The 18,453-nt window shown below is 61.1% G+C and carries 22 protein-coding genes; 8 read left to right on the top strand and 14 right to left on the bottom strand.

Annotated elements, in window-relative coordinates; all coding sequences use genetic code 11:
• Positions 1-90 precede the first annotated feature (90 nt).
• The 5 genes from KI617_RS03610 to KI617_RS03630 all read left to right on the top strand — a co-directional run bounded on the left by KI617_RS03610 (position 91) and on the right by KI617_RS03630 (position 6,675).
• Positions 91-3,258 carry a hybrid sensor histidine kinase/response regulator gene (locus KI617_RS03610; RefSeq protein ID WP_226450659.1) on the top strand — a complete coding sequence of 1,056 codons (3,168 nt, stop codon included), beginning with the start codon at positions 91-93 and terminating at the stop codon, positions 3,256-3,258.
• Positions 3,255-4,340 carry a response regulator gene (locus KI617_RS03615; protein WP_226450660.1) on the top strand — a complete coding sequence of 362 codons (1,086 nt, stop codon included), beginning with the start codon at positions 3,255-3,257 and terminating at the stop codon, positions 4,338-4,340. Before KI617_RS03610 ends, KI617_RS03615 begins: the two co-directional genes overlap by 4 nt.
• Before the next feature lie 31 nt (positions 4,341-4,371).
• A complete protein-coding gene (locus KI617_RS03620) occupies positions 4,372-5,634 on the top strand; it encodes a hypothetical protein (RefSeq protein WP_226450661.1) in 1,263 nt (420 codons plus the stop codon).
• 8 nt (positions 5,635-5,642) lie between these two features.
• Positions 5,643-6,059 carry a type 2 periplasmic-binding domain-containing protein gene (locus KI617_RS03625; protein WP_226450662.1) on the top strand — a complete coding sequence of 139 codons (417 nt, stop codon included), beginning with the start codon at positions 5,643-5,645 and terminating at the stop codon, positions 6,057-6,059.
• Between the two features lie 262 nt (positions 6,060-6,321).
• Entirely contained in the window at positions 6,322-6,675 is a 354-nt protein-coding gene (locus KI617_RS03630) for a RidA family protein (RefSeq protein WP_226450663.1), read from the top strand.
• Here KI617_RS03630 and KI617_RS03635 read toward each other — a convergent pair.
• Positions 6,666-6,983: a hypothetical protein gene (locus KI617_RS03635; RefSeq protein ID WP_226450664.1), complete on the bottom strand. Its 318-nt coding sequence runs from the start codon at positions 6,981-6,983 to the stop codon at positions 6,666-6,668. The two genes, KI617_RS03630 and KI617_RS03635, sit on opposite strands and share 10 nt — an antisense overlap.
• A 66-nt stretch (positions 6,984-7,049) precedes the next feature.
• Here KI617_RS03635 and KI617_RS20335 point away from each other — a divergent pair, with 66 nt between their 5' ends.
• Entirely contained in the window at positions 7,050-7,175 is a 126-nt protein-coding gene (locus KI617_RS20335; RefSeq protein ID WP_264180058.1) for a hypothetical protein, read from the top strand.
• Between the two features lie 45 nt (positions 7,176-7,220).
• On the opposite strand, the gene KI617_RS03640 is transcribed toward KI617_RS20335, so the two are convergent.
• Genes KI617_RS03640 through KI617_RS03680 form a run of 9 tightly spaced genes read right to left on the bottom strand, consistent with a single transcriptional unit; the run spans position 7,221 to position 14,283 of the window.
• Positions 7,221-8,024: a peptidoglycan DD-metalloendopeptidase family protein gene (locus tag KI617_RS03640; RefSeq protein ID WP_226450665.1), complete on the bottom strand. Its 804-nt coding sequence runs from the start codon at positions 8,022-8,024 to the stop codon at positions 7,221-7,223.
• A complete protein-coding gene (locus tag KI617_RS03645) occupies positions 8,021-8,560 on the bottom strand; it encodes a protein disulfide oxidoreductase (protein ID WP_226450666.1) in 540 nt (179 codons plus the stop codon). The genes KI617_RS03640 and KI617_RS03645 overlap by 4 nt, the downstream gene beginning before the upstream one ends.
• A gap of 13 nt (positions 8,561-8,573) precedes the next feature.
• Positions 8,574-9,455, bottom strand: a complete 882-nt coding sequence (ypfJ, locus tag KI617_RS03650; RefSeq protein ID WP_226450667.1) for a KPN_02809 family neutral zinc metallopeptidase — start codon at positions 9,453-9,455, stop codon at positions 8,574-8,576.
• An 11-nt stretch (positions 9,456-9,466) separates the two neighbouring features.
• Entirely contained in the window at positions 9,467-10,303 is an 837-nt protein-coding gene (pyrF, locus tag KI617_RS03655; protein ID WP_226450668.1) for an orotidine-5'-phosphate decarboxylase, read from the bottom strand.
• Entirely contained in the window at positions 10,300-11,469 is a 1,170-nt protein-coding gene (locus tag KI617_RS03660; protein ID WP_226450669.1) for an Eco57I restriction-modification methylase domain-containing protein, read from the bottom strand. The genes pyrF and KI617_RS03660 overlap by 4 nt, the downstream gene beginning before the upstream one ends.
• A complete protein-coding gene (hepT, locus tag KI617_RS03665; RefSeq protein WP_226450670.1) occupies positions 11,469-11,897 on the bottom strand; it encodes a type VII toxin-antitoxin system HepT family RNase toxin in 429 nt (142 codons plus the stop codon). Before hepT ends, KI617_RS03660 begins: the two co-directional genes overlap by 1 nt.
• The gene (gene mntA, locus KI617_RS03670; RefSeq protein ID WP_226450671.1) at positions 11,887-12,282 is read right to left on the bottom strand and encodes a type VII toxin-antitoxin system MntA family adenylyltransferase antitoxin; all 396 of its coding nucleotides are present in this window, start codon (positions 12,280-12,282) and stop codon (positions 11,887-11,889) included. The genes hepT and mntA overlap by 11 nt, the downstream gene beginning before the upstream one ends.
• Complete coding sequence (locus KI617_RS03675; RefSeq protein ID WP_226450672.1) at positions 12,279-12,479, bottom strand: hypothetical protein; 201 nt, start codon at positions 12,477-12,479, stop codon at positions 12,279-12,281. The genes mntA and KI617_RS03675 overlap by 4 nt, the downstream gene beginning before the upstream one ends.
• 4 nt (positions 12,480-12,483) lie before the next feature.
• The gene (locus KI617_RS03680) at positions 12,484-14,283 is read right to left on the bottom strand and encodes a glutamine--tRNA ligase/YqeY domain fusion protein (RefSeq protein WP_226450673.1); all 1,800 of its coding nucleotides are present in this window, start codon (positions 14,281-14,283) and stop codon (positions 12,484-12,486) included.
• A gap of 68 nt (positions 14,284-14,351) precedes the next feature.
• Between KI617_RS03680 and crcB the strand changes: the two genes are divergently transcribed.
• The gene (gene crcB / locus KI617_RS03685; protein WP_226450674.1) at positions 14,352-14,759 is read left to right on the top strand and encodes a fluoride efflux transporter CrcB; all 408 of its coding nucleotides are present in this window, start codon (positions 14,352-14,354) and stop codon (positions 14,757-14,759) included.
• 34 nt (positions 14,760-14,793) lie between these two features.
• Here the strand turns inward: crcB and KI617_RS03690 are convergent, their stop codons facing one another.
• From KI617_RS03690 to KI617_RS03705, 4 genes are all read right to left on the bottom strand, one after another.
• Positions 14,794-15,618, bottom strand: a complete 825-nt coding sequence (locus KI617_RS03690; protein ID WP_226450675.1) for an alpha/beta hydrolase — start codon at positions 15,616-15,618, stop codon at positions 14,794-14,796.
• A gap of 22 nt (positions 15,619-15,640) precedes the next feature.
• A complete protein-coding gene (locus tag KI617_RS03695) occupies positions 15,641-16,261 on the bottom strand; it encodes a DUF1294 domain-containing protein (protein WP_226450676.1) in 621 nt (206 codons plus the stop codon).
• A gap of 42 nt (positions 16,262-16,303) precedes the next feature.
• Positions 16,304-16,921, bottom strand: a complete 618-nt coding sequence (gene trhA / locus KI617_RS03700) for a PAQR family membrane homeostasis protein TrhA (protein WP_226450677.1) — start codon at positions 16,919-16,921, stop codon at positions 16,304-16,306.
• Positions 16,922-17,012: 91 nt separating this feature from the next.
• Positions 17,013-18,008, bottom strand: a complete 996-nt coding sequence (locus tag KI617_RS03705; RefSeq protein WP_226450678.1) for a hypothetical protein — start codon at positions 18,006-18,008, stop codon at positions 17,013-17,015.
• Positions 18,009-18,140: 132 nt separating this feature from the next.
• Between KI617_RS03705 and KI617_RS03710 the strand changes: the two genes are divergently transcribed.
• Entirely contained in the window at positions 18,141-18,395 is a 255-nt protein-coding gene (locus KI617_RS03710; protein ID WP_226450679.1) for a hypothetical protein, read from the top strand.
• Positions 18,396-18,453 lie beyond the last annotated feature (58 nt).

The following is an 18,453-nucleotide window of genomic DNA, read 5'->3' on the forward strand; positions in this document are numbered from 1 at the left end:
TCCAGAACTCGGAAAGGTGCAAGGGATGGCTGCTTTGTCTGGTCCGGGGGAGCGCGACAGTGAAGAGCAAGTCCTTTGCTTGGTGGCGGAATGAACCTGCGGAAGGTCTTTCTCAGCGTTTTGCTGGCTTTGGCCAGTGGGCTGATCCTGATCGGCGGTGTGACCGTGGGCGCTTTATCGGCTTACAACGAGGCCTATAGCGCGGCCAGGCATCGTCAGGAATCCCTGGTCCTGATGAACGGGGTGCGTCAGGAAGTCGACTTGTTGAGCCGGCTGGTCAGTTCCTACGTCAGTACGGCCAATTCCCGCTTCCTGATTTACTACTATGACATCCTGGCTATCCGCGAAGGCAGCAAGGCGGCACCCGATGGCGCCTCGGCCACCTATTGGGAGCAGGTGATCGGCGGCTTGCGGACGCACGTTCCGCCGCCGCCCGGGCCGGGGGTCGCCCTGATCGAGCGCAGCAGTCGCCTGGGATTCGATGCGGCAGAGCAGGCGCTGCTCCGCCGCGTGTTCCAACTGACCGAGCAGATGAAGGAGGTCGAGCAGATCGCCTTCGCGGCGACGCAGGGCTTGTACGACCCGGTCAAGCGCGAGGTGGTTTCCGAAGCCGAGCCACAGCGTGAATTTGCCAATGATCTGTTGCATGAGGGGCATTACCTGAAGCTTCGGGCTGAACTGGCGATGTCGGTCGACGACCTGGCGACACAGGTCGATCAGCGGACAAGCAAGAATCTGATGGAGGCGGGAGAGATGCTGCGGCGCTGGATTATTTCGGCTCTGCTCTTGCTCCTCGGGGCAGGCATCGTCTTGCTGGTCAGCTACGACTACCTCAAGAAGCATCTGCTCACCCCGCTGACGACCTTGCACCAGGTAGCGATCGCCTTGTCCAAGAAATCATTCAGCCAGCGTGTCGGCGACTTGAGCGGGGTTGAAGAGGTGCAGGCGCTGGCGACCACGATAGACAGCATGGCGGCGGCGATCGAGGCGGACCTGGAGCAACGCGAGCAGGTCCAGCGCGCCTTGCGGCAGGCACGGTCGAGGGCTGAGGTGGCCGCCGAGGCAAAATCCATCTTCTTGGCCAACATGAGCCACGAAATTCGCACGCCGATGAACGCCATTCTTGGCATGGCCTATCTGGCCCTGAAATCGGGATTGCCGCCAAGGCAGCATGACTACGTTTCCAAGATTCATTCGGCCGCCCGTTCTCTGCTGGGCATCCTCAACGATATTCTCGATTTCTCGAAAATCGAGGCCGGCAAGGTCGCGCTTGAGGCGGTTCTCTTCGATGTCGAGACGGTGCTCCAGAATGCCCTGTTCATGGTCCAGCAGAAGGTCGAGGGGAAACCGGTCGAATTGATCCTCGATTTCAAACCGTCGCGGTCCATGCATTTTTTGCTGGGTGATCCGCTGCGTCTGGGGCAGGTCCTGATCAACCTGCTGAGCAACGCAGTCAAATTTACCGAGCGGGGGCACGTGCGACTGGTGGTCAGTGAGGCGGCCTGCGATGGCGCGACCTCGACGATCGCCTTCCGGGTCGAGGATACCGGGATTGGCATGACAGCCGAGCAGGTCGGGCGGCTCTTTCAGGAGTTTTCCCAGGCCGATGGATCGACGACGAGAAAATATGGCGGAACCGGCTTGGGCCTGGCGATCTCGAAACGCCTGGTCGCTGCAATGAGCGGGGAAATCGGGGTTGAGAGCACGCTGGGCAGCGGGAGCGTTTTTCATTTCACCATCCAGTTGCCTTTTGCCGCCGAGGATGCCGCCGAGAAAACTGCGCCGGAGATGCTGGTCTGCCAGCGGGTGCTGGTGGTCGATGACTATCCCGCAGCGCGGGATGGCATGGTTGGCATGCTGTTGTCCATGGGGTGCAAGGATGTCGATCAGGCAGCGGATGGTGCTGGTGCCCTGGCCCGCCTGGCGATGGCTGCGGCGAAAGGTGAGCCCTATGATCTGCTGCTGCTCGATTGGCTGCTGCCGGGCATGACGGGCGGAGAGCTGATCGCAGCGCTGCAGGGCAAAGGTCTGGCCTTACCGGCGAGAACGATCGTGGTATCGGCGACCGATTCCGCCGTTCTCCGACAGGAGGCAACAGACCCGGGAATCACCGAAGTGGTTCAGAAGCCGTTGTTGCCGAATGTACTGCGCCGAATCTGCGCAACCCAGCTGGCCGAACCCATTGGCAGCGCCGGGGATAACGGGGGCGCCTCCCTGGCAAGCCTTCAGGGCATGGCGATATTGCTGGTCGAGGACAACGAACTCAACCAGCAGGTAGCTGGCGAAATCCTCAAGAGCTGGGGGGCAAGCGTTGATGTCGCGGCAAATGGTCAGATTGCCCTCGACTTGCTGTATTCGCATCCTCCCAGCTATTACGCAGCGGTACTGATGGATCTGGAAATGCCGGTGATGGATGGTCGGGAGGCGACGCGTCGTCTGCGAGATGATGCGCAGTTTCGCGATTTGCCGGTCATTGTCATGACGGCGCATGTGGCCGGGCATGGCATGCGGGATCGGCTGGTGCCCGGCGTCAGCGGCTATATTGCCAAGCCGTTCGAGCCTGAAGAGCTGCAGGCCATTCTGCAGCCTTACTGGCGTGGCCTGCAGCGGGGTGGCGTCGTCCCCGTTGCGGCGCTCGGCACCGAGGACGATGCAAGCTTTGTTGCGGCGTTGGAGTCTCTGTTCGAAGTTGATTCAGTCGTGCTGCTTCGCCGCTTTGCCGGGCGTCTGCCCTTCCTTGCCAGGGCCCTGAGTCGTTTTGTTGATGATTGCCAGAACTGGTCGGCCCGGCTGAATGAACTGTTGGCTCAGGGGGGGCTTGAGGCAGCGCAGCGTCAGGTGCATACCCTCAAGGGGCTGGCTGGCACTTTCGCAATGATCCGCTTGCATTCGGCGCTGATCGAGCTTGAGCTCGTCATGAAGGCGGGAAAGCCTGACGTGGCCAGTGAAATTGCCGAGGTTGAGGCGCAGTTGCAAGGGCTGCTGTCCGGGCTCGAACGTCTGCCACTGGGGGCGGGCGAGCCCGCCAGGGTGCTGTCGGTGGATGGGCTAGATGCTGCGCTGGCGAAGTTACGTGTGCAATTGCGCCAGGGCGATGGCGAAGTCGAGGAAGTCTGGCGCCAAATAAAGGAAAGCATGGCAATGATTTATTCAGGACGACAGATAGCGGCGATCGATCATGCGATCAGCCAATGGAATTTCGACGAGGCGCTCGGTCTGATTGATCAAGCGACTCGGAGCGGAGGAGGGCAACAGTGAGCGAAAGACGGGCCAGTATTTTGGTGATCGATGACACGCCTGGCAACCTCAGCCTCTTGAATCAGCTTCTGCGCACGCATTACCGCGTCAAGTTGGCCAACAGCGGTGTCAAGGGGCTGGAACTGGCGGTTCATGAGCCGCCGGATCTTGTATTGCTCGATATCATGATGCCGGAAATGGATGGCTACGAGGTCTTCCGCCGCTTGAAGGCCGAGCCGATAACACGCGATATTCCGGTTATTTTCCTGACTGCCAAGGCCGGGGTGGAGGATGAGGAACATGGCCTGGCGCTGGGGGCAGTCGACTTCATTCACAAGCCGATTGCGCCGTCTGTCGTCCTGGCGCGAGTGCGTACCCACCTGCAGATCCGGAATTGGCAAACCTTCCTTGAGGACAAGAGTGCCTGGCTACAGGGTGAGGTGGAGCGGCGGGTGAATGAGGTGCTGCATCTGCAGGAGGCGTCAATTCGGGTGATGGTTTCCCTGGCCGAGTTTCGCGACGAATGCACTGGTAATCATATTCGCCGGACCCAGGATTACGTCCGTCTGCTGGCGGAATACATCAGTCGCCAGGCGCGTGATCGAGACTTCCTGAGTGCCGAGCAGATCGACCAGATCGCCAAGGCGGCGCCGTTGCATGATATTGGCAAGATTGCGATTCCCGACAACATCCTGCTCAAACCGGGCAAGCATACCCCGGAAGAATTCGAGATCATGAAGACGCACAGCGTCAAGGGGGAAGGGATGTTGCTGCGCACCCGGACCGAACTCGGCGATGACAATGCGATGCTTCACTTTGCCGGGCAGATCGCACGCAGCCATCATGAACGATGGGATGGCACGGGCTATCCCGACGGACTGGCTGGAGAATCCATCCCGCTGGCCGCCAGGTTGATGGCCGTGGCCGATGTCTATGACGCCCTGCGCTCACGGCGCCCTTACAAGGCCGCTTTCAGCCACGACGAGGCCGTTGGCATTTTGCGCGAAGGGCGCGGCAAACACTTCGACCCGCTGCTGATCGACGCTTTTCTCGCTCAGGAAGATGTTTTCTCCGCAATTGCCATTAAACTTGCCGATGAATAACCTTGTCATGTCCTGACTGGACGCCGCCATTATGCAAAAGAGACTGTTAAGTACCGCGCTACTCCCCTTCCTGCTGGCCCTGAGTGTGCCGGCACAGGCGGTTGATCTGACGTGGTCGGGATTCGGTACCTTCGGTTATACCCGCTCGGATCAATCATTCAATTACCAGCGCTTTATCAGCGATGACGGTACGCTCAAGCGCGATACCGTGGTCGGCGCCCAGGTCGATGCGCGCTTCTCGCAGGAGTGGAGCGCGACTGTTCAGGCCAAGGCAGCCCCGTCGGATCATTCCGACTCCCAATGGCAGGCTTCGGTGGCCTGGGCCTTCGTCTCCTGGCGACCGAACGATGACTGGCTGATCCGCGCCGGCAAGATACGTCTGCCGATGATGCTGAATACGGAAAACAGCGATGTCGGTGCGACCTACGATTTTGCGCGCCTGCCGCAGGAGGTCTATTCGATCGCGCCGACCACCGACGTTATCGGCGTGAGCATCAGCAAGACCTGGCTGGGGGAGTCCTTTGACTGGATTGCCGAGGCCTATACCGGTGAAGCGAGTACCTACTGGCGGTATTACGGGCGCAACAGGACGATGGAGACCAGATCGTCTGGTAGCTGGTTCTTGCCCATCGACATGAAAAGTAGCGGCCTGGTGCTGACGGCGCGTAGTTTGGAGCACATTTTCCGGATCGGCTATCACGAAGGTCAGGCCTCCCGGCCAGGGACAAAAACAGGGGCCGGGTTTGACTTTGGGGCATGCTCTGCTCCGTTCGGCGCCAGCAATTGTTATAACTTGTCCGAGGGCGGTGTCGACAAACTGCGTGTGCCAATACTGACGCTTGGTGCCAGCGTTTCTTTACCGGCCGAGTTTCGCCTGACTGGCGAATATGCCAAGGCCAAAGTCGAGAGCGCCAGTCGTGGCCTGAGCCGTTGGGGAGCTTATGTCGCGCTGACCAAGCGCATCGGAGCCTGGGCGCCCTATATCTCTTATGCAAAAACGAAGTCAACGGACGAAGCGCTTGGCTTTTATCAGCGTATCAACAGCAATGCCACTGCTCTTCCGGCACCACTGCGCAGCAGCCAAACACTGATGGCCGATATCACGACGCCCTACGATCAGTCGACCATGGCGCTCGGCACCTCGTTCTGGGTGACATCAAAAAGCGTGATCAAGGCCGAACTTTCCCAGGTCAGGACGGGGGTTGCGTCCAGCTTTGTTGATGCGCCGGCCGGCAGCGATAGTGGCAACCGGCACATCAATGTCTTCTCACTCTCTTACAGTTTCAGCTTCTGAGAGACGGCATGACAAAACTCCGCCACCTCATCTTCCTGCTATTGCCGCTGGTTGGGCTGGCAGGGGCCGTGGGGGATGAAATCGTCATCATTGGGCATTCTGCACTGCCAAAGACCGACAGGGTTACTCTTCAGCGCCTATACACCGGACGAATCGTCTCGATTGGCCCGCAGTCGGTAGCACCGGTCAATCTGCCGGCAGGAAGCACGGTGCGTGACGATTTTCTGCAGATGGTCATGGAACAGAACGAAGAGCAATACACCGGTTACTGGCTGGTCCGGCGCTATGTCGGCAAGGGTTCGCCACCGAGGGAACTGGGCAGCATTGATGAGGTTGTGAAGCACGTGGCCGCAACGCCGGGGGCTGTCGGTTACGTTCCCTTGTCAAAGCTGCCACCCGGCGCCAACGTGATTTTTAGACGCTAGCTGAGAACAAAAAGGCGCTGGCTTTTTCCTTGGGAGAGGGCTAAGCTGAAGGCGTATGAGGTTTGCAGCAAGCCTGATACGAAGTGGCGGTACTCGCTGCGCTGCAGGAGACTTTATGGCAGTTGTCACAGGAAGCATTCTTGAGATTACCGTGTAGTACTCCGTAACGGCGAATAGCCGAATGCCTTGACCGAGTGTCAGGGTTGCAGTAACCGAAGCCCATGCCTGAAACGCATGGGCTTCACGTTTTTGGGGAATGAGAATGTCGATTCAACGCCATGGGACGACCCGCCGCTATTCGGACAGCGTTACCCACAACGCTACGGTCTACTTTGTCGAAGTGCCGTCAAATCTCGATGGCGATATCGGGGCACAGACCGAAAACCTGCTGGCCAGTGTCGATGCTTTGTTGAAGCAGGCCGGCAGCGACAAAAGCCGGCTGCTGATGGTCACCATCTACCTCGCTGACATGGCCGACTACGATGCGATGAATGCCGTCTGGGATGCCTGGGTTCCGGAGGGCCAGGCGCCAACACGCGCCTGTGTGCAGGCCCGGCTGGCCAATCCCGGCTACCGGGTTGAGATGGTGCTGACCGCCGCCGTCGCTCAGGCTTGAACGTCGGCGCTGCAGTCGCAGCCCTTCCCGGCGGAAATCCAGCGGGCGAAAAGGCGGCTGGCCAGCGAAACGCCACGCATCGGCAGCCAGTTCAAATAATGCTGCGGATCAATGAGCAGACCGCACAGGTAGCGGCTTTGTTCGCCAGACCATTCCAGGGCCGGACACGGCCCCTTGCTTTGCAGGAAGCGCAGGCGGGCGGCCGGGCAGGTTTCGAGCGCACAGCAAACGCCGCAGCCATTGCAGGGCTGACCCTCTGGTGGCTTGGCCGGTGCGGCGGCGTGAAGGTGAATGGTTTTTTCTTGCACGTTGCGTAATGAACCATGTCTGGCCAAATTGATCAAACACCAGCCATTTCCTGAAAGGAGTTTGTGATGACGAAACTGATTTCCGCTTTGCTGGCGACGGTGTTTGCACTGACCAGCATTTCCGCATTGGCTTGTGGTGACAAGGCGAAAGATGAAAAGCAGATGAGCACCCCGGCTAAGCCCAAGGTTTAAACGGTGCTTGCTGGTACGCAGGCGGCCTCGGCCGCCTGTTTGCGTTTACGGCCGGGCGAGGAATAGTTCCGGATCGACCGGGGTGTTGTTGAGAATCACGGCCCAGTGCAGGTGCGGGCCGGTAACGCGGCCGGTGGCGCCGACGGCACCGAGCCGCTCTCCCTTTTTGATCATCTGGCCTGCCCGTACGTCAGTACGCGAAAGATGCATGTAGGCGGTGATCAGTCCCTGGCCGTGGTCGATGAAAACGGTATTGCCGTTGAAGAAGTAATCACCGACGTTGGCGACGACGCCGTCGGCCGGCGCCGTGATCGGTGCGCCGGTCCCAACGGCGACATCGAGGCCGGCGTGCGGGTTTCGTGGCAGGCCGTTGAAAATGCGGCGCAGGCCGAAGCGTGACGAGAGCGGCCCGTTGGCCGGCAGGGCGAAATCGGTGGCTGGTGGCGAGCCGGAAAAGCGGCGCTTGATCGCGTCGGTGACTTTTTTTTCGCGCTCGATGCGGGCGAGGTCGTCCGGGTTGGGCTCGACCTTGCGCTTGTCCTTGATGGTCAGGCGCTGTTCCGGGTAATTCTTGATCTGAACGGTAACGCGCTTGATCGTGCCGGAAACCATGATGTCCAGTTCGCCGGGCAGGGTATCGAGCGGGATGCCAAGCAGCGCGAACCAGCGCCCGTGGTCGCGGACGATGGCAATGGGCTGTTCGCCCCAGCGGGCCGTCGGCGCCGTCTGGCTGGCCGGGCCTAGATCGATGACGGCGATACCGCCCGGTACCGGTGAATGCCTGGGCAGGGCGAAAGCGGCTACGGCGTGGCTGAGCAGAAGAACAAGGGCGAAACGGGATAATTTCATTGGTTCGTATGGCTGGCCCACCACAAGCGCAGGCGCAGGCCGATTTCACTGGTGTAGCCGAAAGAGGTGGTGCGGACATTGCCGTTCGGATCGACGATCACGAAGGCAGGAACGCCGCGGAAGCCGTATTGCCTGAAGATTGCGGCCTCAGGGTCTGACAGCGTGGGCCAGTGATAGTCGTTCTGGCGCATGGTTTGGGCCACCTTCCCGACGGGGCCGGACTGCATGGCGACGGTGATCACCGGCCAGTCTTCGCTCAGTGCGGTGACGGTGCCGGCCGTGGTCTTGCAGATGCCGCACCAGTCGGCCCAGAAATAAATCAGCTGGGCCTTGCCGGGATGCTGCTGGCGCCAGGTCGTCAGGTCGAAAGGCTGGCCGTCGATCTGTTGTCCGGCGAAGTGCGGGGCTGGGCCGCGCGGGGTGTTGCGCATCTGCCAGGCCTGGAAGGCGGCGAACAGAACGACGAAGATCAGCCCTTCGAGCGCCCAGCGGCGCCAGCGTGGCGCCGCTTTGGGGGCGGGCGTCGTCTCGGTCAAGCGGCCGTCCTGCTTACAGGCGGTCGGTCTTGAAGGTATTGCACTGATTCATGTCGCCGGTTTCAAAGCCTTTCCTGAACCAGCGGACGCGCTGGTCGGAGCTGCCATGCGTGAAGCTTTCCGGCACGATGCGGCCCTGCGCTTGCTGTTGCAGGCGGTCGTCACCGATGGCTGAGGCGGCGGTCAGCGCCGCTTCGAGGTCGCCCGGTTCGAGCACGTTTTTCATCGTGTCCGTACGCTTGCCCCAGACGCCGGCCAGACAGTCGGCCTGCAGTTCCATGCGTACTGACAGCGCGTTGGCCTCAGCCTTGCCGACACGTTGCTGGGTGGTATGGACCTTTTCCGCAATGCCGAGCAGGTTTTGCACGTGGTGGCCGACTTCGTGGGCGATGACGTAGGCCTGGGCGAATTCGCCGGGGGCCTTGAAGCGATCCTTGAGGTCACGGTAGAAGGCGAGGTCGATGTAAACCTTCTGGTCGCCCGGGCAGTAGAACGGGCCCATGGCCGACTGGCCGGTGCCGCAGGCGGTTGGCGTGGCGCCGGTGAAGAGCACGAGCTTGGGTTCCTGATACTGGCGGCCGTTGGCGCGGAAGACCTCGTTCCATGTGTCTTCGGTCGAGGCCAGCACCTTGGAGACGAATTTGGCCATCTGGTCGTCGGCCGGCGGGCGATGTGCGGCCGGCGCGCTTTGCTCGATGGCCGGCATGCCGCCACCGCTCAGCATGTTGAGTACGGTCAGCGGATTGACGCCGAGGAAATAGCTGGCGACCAGCGCGATGGCGATGGTGCCCAAACCCATGCGGCCGCCGCCCAGGCGCAAGCCGCCACCGCCGCCCATGCCGCTGCCGCGGCGGTCTTCGAGGTTGTCGCTTTCGCGTTGGTCGTCCATGCGCATGATGGGTGTCCTTAACGGTACAGATTGATGGCGTCGCGGGTTTCGAGCGCCACCTGACGGGCGGCGGCAGCGAAGTGTTCATCCTTGCCGGCGTAGAGAATGGCTCGCGACGAATTGATCATCAAGCCGGTGCCATTGGCTGTGCGGCCAGCGCGGACCGTGGCTTCGATATCGCCGCCCTGGGCGCCGATGCCGGGGACAAGCAGGGGTACGTCACCGACGATTTCGCGGACGCGGGCGATCTCGGCCGGGAAGGTGGCGCCGACGACCAGACTGATCTGGCCGGAGGTGTTCCACTCGCCGGAAGCGAGACGGGCGACGCGTTCGTAGAGTCGCTCTTGGGTGCCGGGGCCGCCGACATCGAGGAATTGCAGGTCGGAGCCGCCGGGGTTGGAGGTGCGACAGAGCAGGATGACGCCCTTGTCCGGGTGGGCCAGGTAGGGATCGACCGAATCGCGGCCCATGTAGGGATTGACCGTGACGGCGTCGGCCTGGTAACGCTCGAAGGCTTCGACGGCGTACTGCTCGGCAGTCGAACCGATGTCGCCGCGCTTGGAATCGAGGATGACCGGGATGCCGGGATGCTTTTCGTGGATGTGGGCAATCAGCGCTTCGAGCTGGTCTTCAGCGCTGCGGGCGGCGAAGTAGGCGATCTGCGGCTTGAAGGAGCAGACGAGATCGGCCGTGGCATCGACGATGGCGGCGCAGAACTCGAAGATGGCGTCATTGCGGCCCTTCAGGTGGGCGGGGAACTTGGCGGGATCGGGATCGAGGCCGACGCAGAGCAGGGAATTGTTCTTCTGCCAGGCAGCGTTCAGTTGGTCGATGAAGGTAGTCGAATTCGTCATGCGGAATCCTTGGGTAAATAGCGGGAAAACTTGGCCGGCAGCAGACAGTTCTGCAGGCTGCGCTGGGTGAAGATGAAGCGGCCGTCGCAGATGAAGCCGAGTTGCTGCCAGTCGACTTCGTTGTTCAGCATCATCGTGCATTCGATCAGGTCGCGCCGCGCGATCCGACGGTTTTTCGGGAACAGCGCCAGGATCGAGCCGTCGAAAGCGTGGCAGTCATGCAGGAAAAAAGGTGCCGGCTTGCGCGTCCGGCCGTTCACGTAGATGCGCGGGTGCTCGCTGATCGGGAAAGCGCGACCCCATTGCCACCAGTTGCTTTCGTCGAACTTCCTGACCCGGCGGGCAAGCAACTCGGTCTTGTGCTTGTCGAGATGCGGATGCTTGATGCCATACAGCATCCGCCGCGTTTCGCCGCTGTCCACGGTCTTCGAATAAACGAATTCCATGTTGCCCTTGGGGTGCGTGTAAATCAGGTCGGCCCCGGAGACGGCGCCAACCTTGACATCGAAGACATCGGCGAAGCGCACGCTGTGGTCGTCGCGCAGGAACATCAACTGGCCATCGACTTCGGTAAACGTCCGGCCATCGGCCATCTGGCGATTCCGGCACCCCTTTTCGAAACGGAAAATGGCGCAGTTCGGCGTGTGGTCGCCGAAGACCCGCACGTCGCCGGTTTCGTAGAAATGCGTGATGCTGCCTTGTTCGAACAGCCAGGCATTGAGCTTCTTGGCGGCGGTCAGCTTGATGAACTCGCGCGGCACGATGAAGACCAGTTCGCCGCCCGGCTTCAAGTGGCGGATGCACTTCTCGATGAAGAAGAGGAAAAGGTTGCTGCGCCCGTCGAAGAGCTCCGACTTCAGCTGTTTTCTCGTACCCGCAGCGACATCCTGCAGCCGTACGTAAGGCGGGTTGCCGATGATGGTGTCGAACTGCTCGCTCAGCGGATAATCGAAGAAGTCGCGTACCTGCGCACCTTCCGGGGCAACGCGTTGGTCGATCTCGATACCGACGCAATCGGCACCCCGTTGGCGCAGCGCACTGAAGAAGGCGCCATCGCCGGCCGAGGGCTCCAGCGTGCGGCCCTTGTTCTGGCACAGGTCGAGCATGAAGGCCACCACATTGGGCGGGGTGAAGACCTGGCCGAGTTGAGCGACGTCGCGAGGCATCAGCGGTGTGGCTGGCTCGCTTCCTTGCGTAACAAGGTTTGCGAGTAATCGAGAAATTCATCGAGGTGGGTTTCGATGATGCGGATTGTGATCGGCAATTGCAGGCTCTCGTAGTCGTGGACGGCAATGTTCCGGAAACCGACCATGCGTTTCAGGCCATCGGCCAGCGCAGGTGTGATCCAGCCGCCCTGGGCAAGCAGGGCAAAGACGTCGCGGGCGCTCTGTGGGACGCCGAGACGCTCACGGCGAATCAGGTGCTGGCCCATGTCGAGCGCTGCTTCGCAAGCGCGCTGGATGTTCAGAATGGCGGCATCCTGACGGGTGAAGTTGGTGGCAAAACTGCCGGGGTCTGCCGCGTATTCTTCGCGGGCGCGGCGAACGCAGCGTTCGATGGTGGCTGCCTTGTTGATCAGTACATCATCGACCATGGATACTTCCTTCGCGTAGAACATCGGCCAGCAAGTCGGCGCGGGCGCCATCCAGTTCGGTCTTGTCGCTGAGTACGCCTGCCTCGTAGAGGTCGGCCCGGCTGTCGGCAGCCCACCAGCGCTGCCCGGTGGTCAGAATGCGATATTGCATGACGGTCGAGGCGGCCCTGAAGTCGAGCAGATCAACCGGACAGCCCGCCAGATCGGCGATCTCGCCCGACAGCTCCCATAGTTGGAGGGGCGGGGCGTAGCCGCCGACCAGCACGGCCAGATCGAGGTCACTGTCAGGCCCCGCCGTACCCTCTATCTGGCTGCCAAAAGCGTAGATCGCCAGCAAGCCCGGCAACCGGGAACGGAGCAACTGCTGGATGGCGAGCGCGTTCACTTTGCCGGGTCGCCATCTTTGGGGTTGGTCAACTTCTCCCGCTCCTTTTTCTCCCAATAGCGCTCGTTCTTGCTCTCGTCGGCAAAGCGGAAACGGCCGTAGAGCTCGCAGCCCTTCATGCCTGGATCGCACGGCAGGTTGTTGATCTTGGTGCAGCGATCAGCAACCTCGTGCGGGCAACCCCATCCTCCGGCCATGGCCTTAGCTTGCCTTGCCCCACGAATCCTTCAGCGTGACGGCCCGGTTGAAGACCGGGGCGTCAGGCTTGGAGTCGACGCGGTCGGCGACGAAATAGCCGTGGCGTTCGAACTGGAAGCGCTCTTCCGGCTGGGCATCGCGCAGGCAGGGTTCGAGTTGGGCGGTGATGGTCTGGCAGGAATCGGTGTTCATGTCGTCGAGGAAATCGCGCTCCAGATCCGGCGCATCGCCTTCGCGGCGAGCGCCGGGGGCGGGCACCTTGAACAGGCGCTCGTAGAGGCGGATTTCGGCTTGATACGACTGGGCAGCAGAGACCCAGTGCAGATTGCCCTTGACCTTGACGCTATCGGCGCCCGGCGTGCCGGATTTGGTTTCGGGCAGGTAGTTGCAATGCACCGCCACGACCTTGCCGTTCTCATCCTTGTCGCAGCCCGTGCATTCGACCACGTAGCCGTAGCGCAGGCGCGCCATGTTGCCGGGGAAGAGGCGGCGGAAACCCTTGCTCGGGACTTCCATGAAATCCTCGCCCTCGATCCACAGTTCGCGGCTGAAGGGGATGCTGCGCTGTCCGAGTTCCGGGTGCAGCGGGTGATTCGGCGCAAAGCACTCTTCGACTTGCCCCTCCGGGTAGTTGTCGATGATCAGCTTGACCGGGTCGAGCACCGCGATGCGGCGCAGGTCGGATTCGTTCATGACTTCGCGCATGGCGTCTTCGAACAGCACGTAGTCGATCAGCGAATCGTTCTTGGTTACGCCAACGCGCTCCATGAACAGGCGGAAACCGTCGGCCGAATAGCCGCGGCGACGGGCGCCGACGAGGGTCGGCATGCGCGGGTCGTCCCAGCCAGTGACGTGCTTTTCATCGACGAGCTGGATCAGCTTGCGCTTGCTCAAAACTACGTAGGTCAGGTTGAGGCGCGAGAACTCGATTTGCTGCGGCAGCGGGCGCTGGAGCAGGCCGGCCTCGGCCAGGCGTTCGAGCAGCCAGTCGTAGAACGGGCGCTGGTCTTCGAATTCCAGCGTGCAGATCGAATGCGTGATGTTTTCCAGGGCGTCCTCGATCGGGTGGGCGAAGGTGTACATCGGGTAAACGCAGTACTTGTCGCCAGTGTTGTGGTGCGTGGCGTGGCGGATGCGGTAGATGGCCGGGTCACGCAGGTTGATGTTGGGTGCCGCCATGTCGATCCTGGCGCGCAGGATGTGGGCGCCATCGGTGAATTCGCCAGCCTGCATGCGCTTGAACAGGTCCATGTTCTCGGCAACGCTGCGGTCGCGGAACGGAGAGTTCTTGCCCGGTTGAGTCAGCGTGCCGCGATTGGCACGCATTTCATCGGCCGACTGGCTATCGACGTAGGCGTGGCCGGCGGCAATCAGCTCCTCGGCGCACTGCAGCATCCAGTCGAAATAATTCGAGGCGTAGTAGAGGTTGGTTTCGCCCGCTTGCTCCCAAGAGCAGCCCAGCCATTTGACCGCGTCGATGATCGAATCGACGTATTCCTGATCTTCCTTCTCCGGGTTGGTATCGTCGAAACGCAGGTGGCAGCGGCCGCCGTATTGCTGGGCAAGGCCGAAATTGAGCAGGATGGACTTGGCGTGGCCGAAATGCAGGTAGCCGTTTGGCTCCGGCGGGAAGCGGGTGCGCAGCTTGGCAGCATCGAGCGGGGCGGCAGCGTGGTCGGCGGCGATGCCGGGGTGGCCGGCCCAGTGGCGTTGTGCGTGCTTGCCGGCAGCGAGGTCGGCTTCGACGATATTCTTGATGAAATTGGCGGCGGGGGCGACTTCGGGTTTATTGGGGCTGCTCACGTTAAAACCTCGTTGATTAAGCGCGCTATTTTAACCGCCAGCGGCAGGCTAGGCAGTAGAATTCGCCCATGTCTGCCTTGCACCATCTCTCAGTGCTCAATTTCCTTGCCGTCGGCCTCGGCGCGGCCTTTGGCGCCTGGTCGCGCTGGCTGCTCGGGCTGGCCCTCAACCCGCTGTTCGTGGCGCTGCCACTCGGTACGCTGGCGGCCAACGTGATCGGTGGTTATCTGGTTGGCGTGGCGGTTGGACTGTTTCACCTCAACACGCATTTCCCGCTGGCCTGGAAGCTGTTTGCGATCACCGGTTTTCTCGGTGGATTGACGACCTTTTCCACCTTTTCAGCCGAAGTGGTCGAGCGCCTGCTGGCTGGTCAGCCGGCCTGGGCCATCGGCCTGGCATCGGTGCATCTCGCCGGCTCCCTGACCGCAACTTATCTCGGTTTGCTGACCGTCGGCGCAACGCGCATCTGGGCCTGATCCTGGAATCATCCGCAGTCTGGCTGAGCTGCCTTTACTTATTGGCAAATGCCGGCGATAGCCGTCCGAGGAAGTGTTCGACGCTTGCGGTGTAGGCCGGATCGGCACCAAGCTGCGCGTTGATCTCGCCGTGCGTTTTGTCCAGCGGGAGGACTTCAGCCAGGCTGCCCAGTCCGACTGCCTTGCTGACAAAGGCCCGGGCTTGCGGGCAAGCCTCATCGCGGCGGGTGGAGCAGATGGCGAGAATCGGTGCTGTGGCCTGCCGTAACTGATGAAAGGGCGAGGCCGCCACCCAGTCTGCCGGGGAACTGCCGAAGGCCCGGTCGTAAAGTCGGAAATGGCGGGCATTCATGATCGCGGGCACATCCAGCGCACCGCTGTCTAGCAACACGAAACCCAGCGGTGTCTTCGCGCCCGCCTCGTCCAGCAGCTCGGGTCGGGCGGCGAGCAGGGCGATCAGGTGCGCCCCGGCCGAATGCCCCATCAGCACGATATTGCTGCGGTCCACGCCCAGTCTGGCCGAATTATTCTCGATGTAGGCCAGCGCCCGCGCCACATCGCGTGCCTGTTCCAGCGGCGGTGCCTTGGGTTGCATGCGGTAGTTGATGCTGACGAAGGCGATACCGCGTGGCAACCAGCGGCTGACCTTGTTGTCGACTACCCGGCCCATCTCCTTGTCTCCGCGAATCCAGCCACCTCCATGCACCATCAGGATCAACGGCGCCGCCTGGGCACCCGGTGGGGCATGCAGGTCAAAGCGCTGTTCGGGCTCGGGGCCGTAGGGAATATCGGTCAGGCTCGGGGCTGCGTTGGCACAGGCGACGAAACCGGCAAGGAGCAGGGCGGAAAGCAGGCGCATGGTGGATTCCCTTCGGTCGATATCAGCTGGCGCCGAGCGCCGTTCGCAAGACACGGCCGCCGGTCGGCGTCAGCAACAGCCCGAGCGCCCCGCAATTGAGCAGGACGGTGGCCCAGAAAATGATCAGGAACGAGGGTTTGGACGACTTGTGGCGCAGGCGGTATTGCGCCAGCAGCGCCCCCGGCCAGCCGCCGAGCAAGGCCAGCAGATGCAGCGTGTTCTCGGCGGTGCGCCAGCGACCATCGCGCGCTGCGGACTTGTCGAGCGCGTAGGCAATGAAGGCGGTGATGCTGATTGCGGCATAGAAGGCCAGCAACAGCGGATGCATCTTGCCGGCGACGGTGGCCGCACCCAAAAATGCAAAGAACAAACCGGCCAGCACCAGCGGCCAACGGCCCAGCCCCGCATCGGCAACGACACGCTGGCGCCCGGTGCTGCGCACGAACTCGACTGCACTGGCACGCAAGCGCCCTCGGTTGTCCTGCTGCAGCTCGTAGGTGACGATCTCCTCGCCGACCGGCCGCGGCTGGCGTCGGGCAAAAGCCTTGATGTGCAGAAAAACCGGCTCGCCACCGCCATTGGGCGTGATGAAGCCGTAGCCCTGATCATCCTTCCAGTTGGTAATTCTTCCCTGAAACCGCATCCCTGTCCGTGTCCTGAATAGTCAGGTGGCATTTTCCACGATTCAGACCACGTAGAACAGAATAGCGATGAAATGCATCAGGCTGCCGGCGATCACGAACAGGTGCCAGATGCCATGCCAGTGGCGGAATCGCTCATCAAAGGCAAAGAAGATGATGCCCACGGTGTAGAAAACGCCGCCCACTGCCAGCCACAAAAAGCCGGCCAGGCCGAGACTGGCCAGCAGCGGCTCGATGGCGATCAGCACGATCCAGCCCATTACCGCGTAGATCACCAGCGACAGGATGCGGGCCTCAGAGCGTGGCTTGATCTCCTGCAGCATGCCGATTGCCGCCAGCGCCCAGACGATGCCGAACAGCCACCAGCCCCAGGCGCCGCGCAGGCTGATCAGGCAGAACGGCGTGTAGCTGCCGGCGATCAAAAGGTAGATCGAGAGATGATCCAGCTTGCGCAACACCCGTTTCACCCGCCCGCGCACGCTGTGATAGATCGTCGAGATGCTGTACAGCATGACCAGCGTTACGCCATAAACGGCCACGCTGACCGTCTTCAGCAAATCACCGCCAGCTGCTGCGACAATGATCAGCCAGATCGCACCGGTCAGCGCCAGCAGGGCGCCGCACAGGTGAGTCCAGGCGTTGAAACGTTCTCCGTAATACATCCGTGACCTTTCTCCAATGCCGTATCCAATTTTGCATCAGACCGCAGGACGCACATGTCGTTCGCCTGCTTGGTCCTGGAAGGCCGGATTGTCAGAACAGGCGGGTAAGGCGTTCGGCCAGTGTGCGCTCGTTGGTGAAAGTCAGGTCGTACATCGCCGTAAACGCCTTGGCATTCTCGTCACTAAGACCCGCAATGCACATCACGAATTGCCTGCCTTCGATGCCGAGACGTTTCCGAAGCGCGAGGTAACGATCGATGTTCTGGCGGAACTCGCCGCTCTTGCACTCGATGCAAATTGGCGTGGTACCGTCGATCAGCATGAAGACGTCGATTTCATAGGGATCGCCATTGTTCAGTGTGATGTTCAGCCCGCGTGTGCAGGAAAACCGGCGATTCCGTTCTTTTGCATAGCGCAGGCAAGTCATCAGCGCGTGCCATTCCAGCCATTCTCCATTGAAGAAGTTGCGAATGGCCGGTGCCGTTTGCAGAATAAGCCGGACATTGTTTTCCGGCTTGTTGTGAAAGCACTTGGCGACGAAGGAAAAGTCATAAAGCTGCTGGCAAAAGGCCGAGATCGCCTTGGCCTCCTCGGGCGACTTCTTGTCCAGATTGATCGTTGCGCTGGTATGTTCCTTCTGCTGCGACCAGCGGATGCGCTCCAGCACTTCCTTGAGCACGTTCAGTTTTTCACCAATGGCCTCGGCTACCTCGTCAAAAAAGCCGCTGGTATCGACACTACGCAGATTGGCTTGAACCTTGATCTGCTTCTTGTGGAACCAGTCGTAGATCGGTCCGTGCTGCAATTCGTTGGCCAGAAAGTCAGTGTTCGCCAGATCAATCTCTGCCATCGCCGGGGTGCTTGCTGAGGTCTTGGCCTCAATGGCCTTCTCTGGTGTAGCAGCAGATTTCAGGCGAATCAGTTCTCGTTGGGCGTCGAAATATTTTTCCAGCAGCTTTTCAATGAAAAACAGCGTCGGGTAAACCGCTGCCTGGGCGCCGCATTTGGGGCAGGCGATGCTCTGCCCGGCAAGGCCCTCCGGTTGTTCGGCGAGCAAGGTGCATTTGTTGCAGCGGACGATGGCCATGGCATTGAAAAAATGGTTTTGAGTATGCCTTGAGTATAGCGACAAGCGCTTGGCGTGGACTGCAACGAAACTGAAACATTGGCGTAAGAGAATCCTATTACTAAAGCAACCACCCATCTTCAGGAGATTCTCATGCGTACCTTCCTCGCCACTTCCGCCATCGCCCTCGGTTTGACCGCCTGTGCCGGCCAGACCACCGCCCCGGCCCAGCCGGCTGCAACTCCGGCTCCTGCCGCCGCCGCTGCCCCGAAAGCCCCGCAGTGCTGGAATGGCGATGCTGGCAAGTTCATGGATGTCGGCGTCGTAACCAAGATTTCCGGTGTCGAAGTCACCTGCGAAAAGACCAGCGATGGCAAGAACGCCCAGTGGATGGGCAAGAAGCACTAAATCGAGTCTCGGCCAAGCTAGACGCCGCCTCATCCGGGCGGCGTTTGTTTTTGGGGCG

It is taken from the genome of Ferribacterium limneticum (assembly GCF_020510625.1).
In the GTDB taxonomy this organism is placed as follows: Bacteria; Pseudomonadota; Gammaproteobacteria; order Burkholderiales; family Rhodocyclaceae; genus Azonexus; species Azonexus limneticus_A.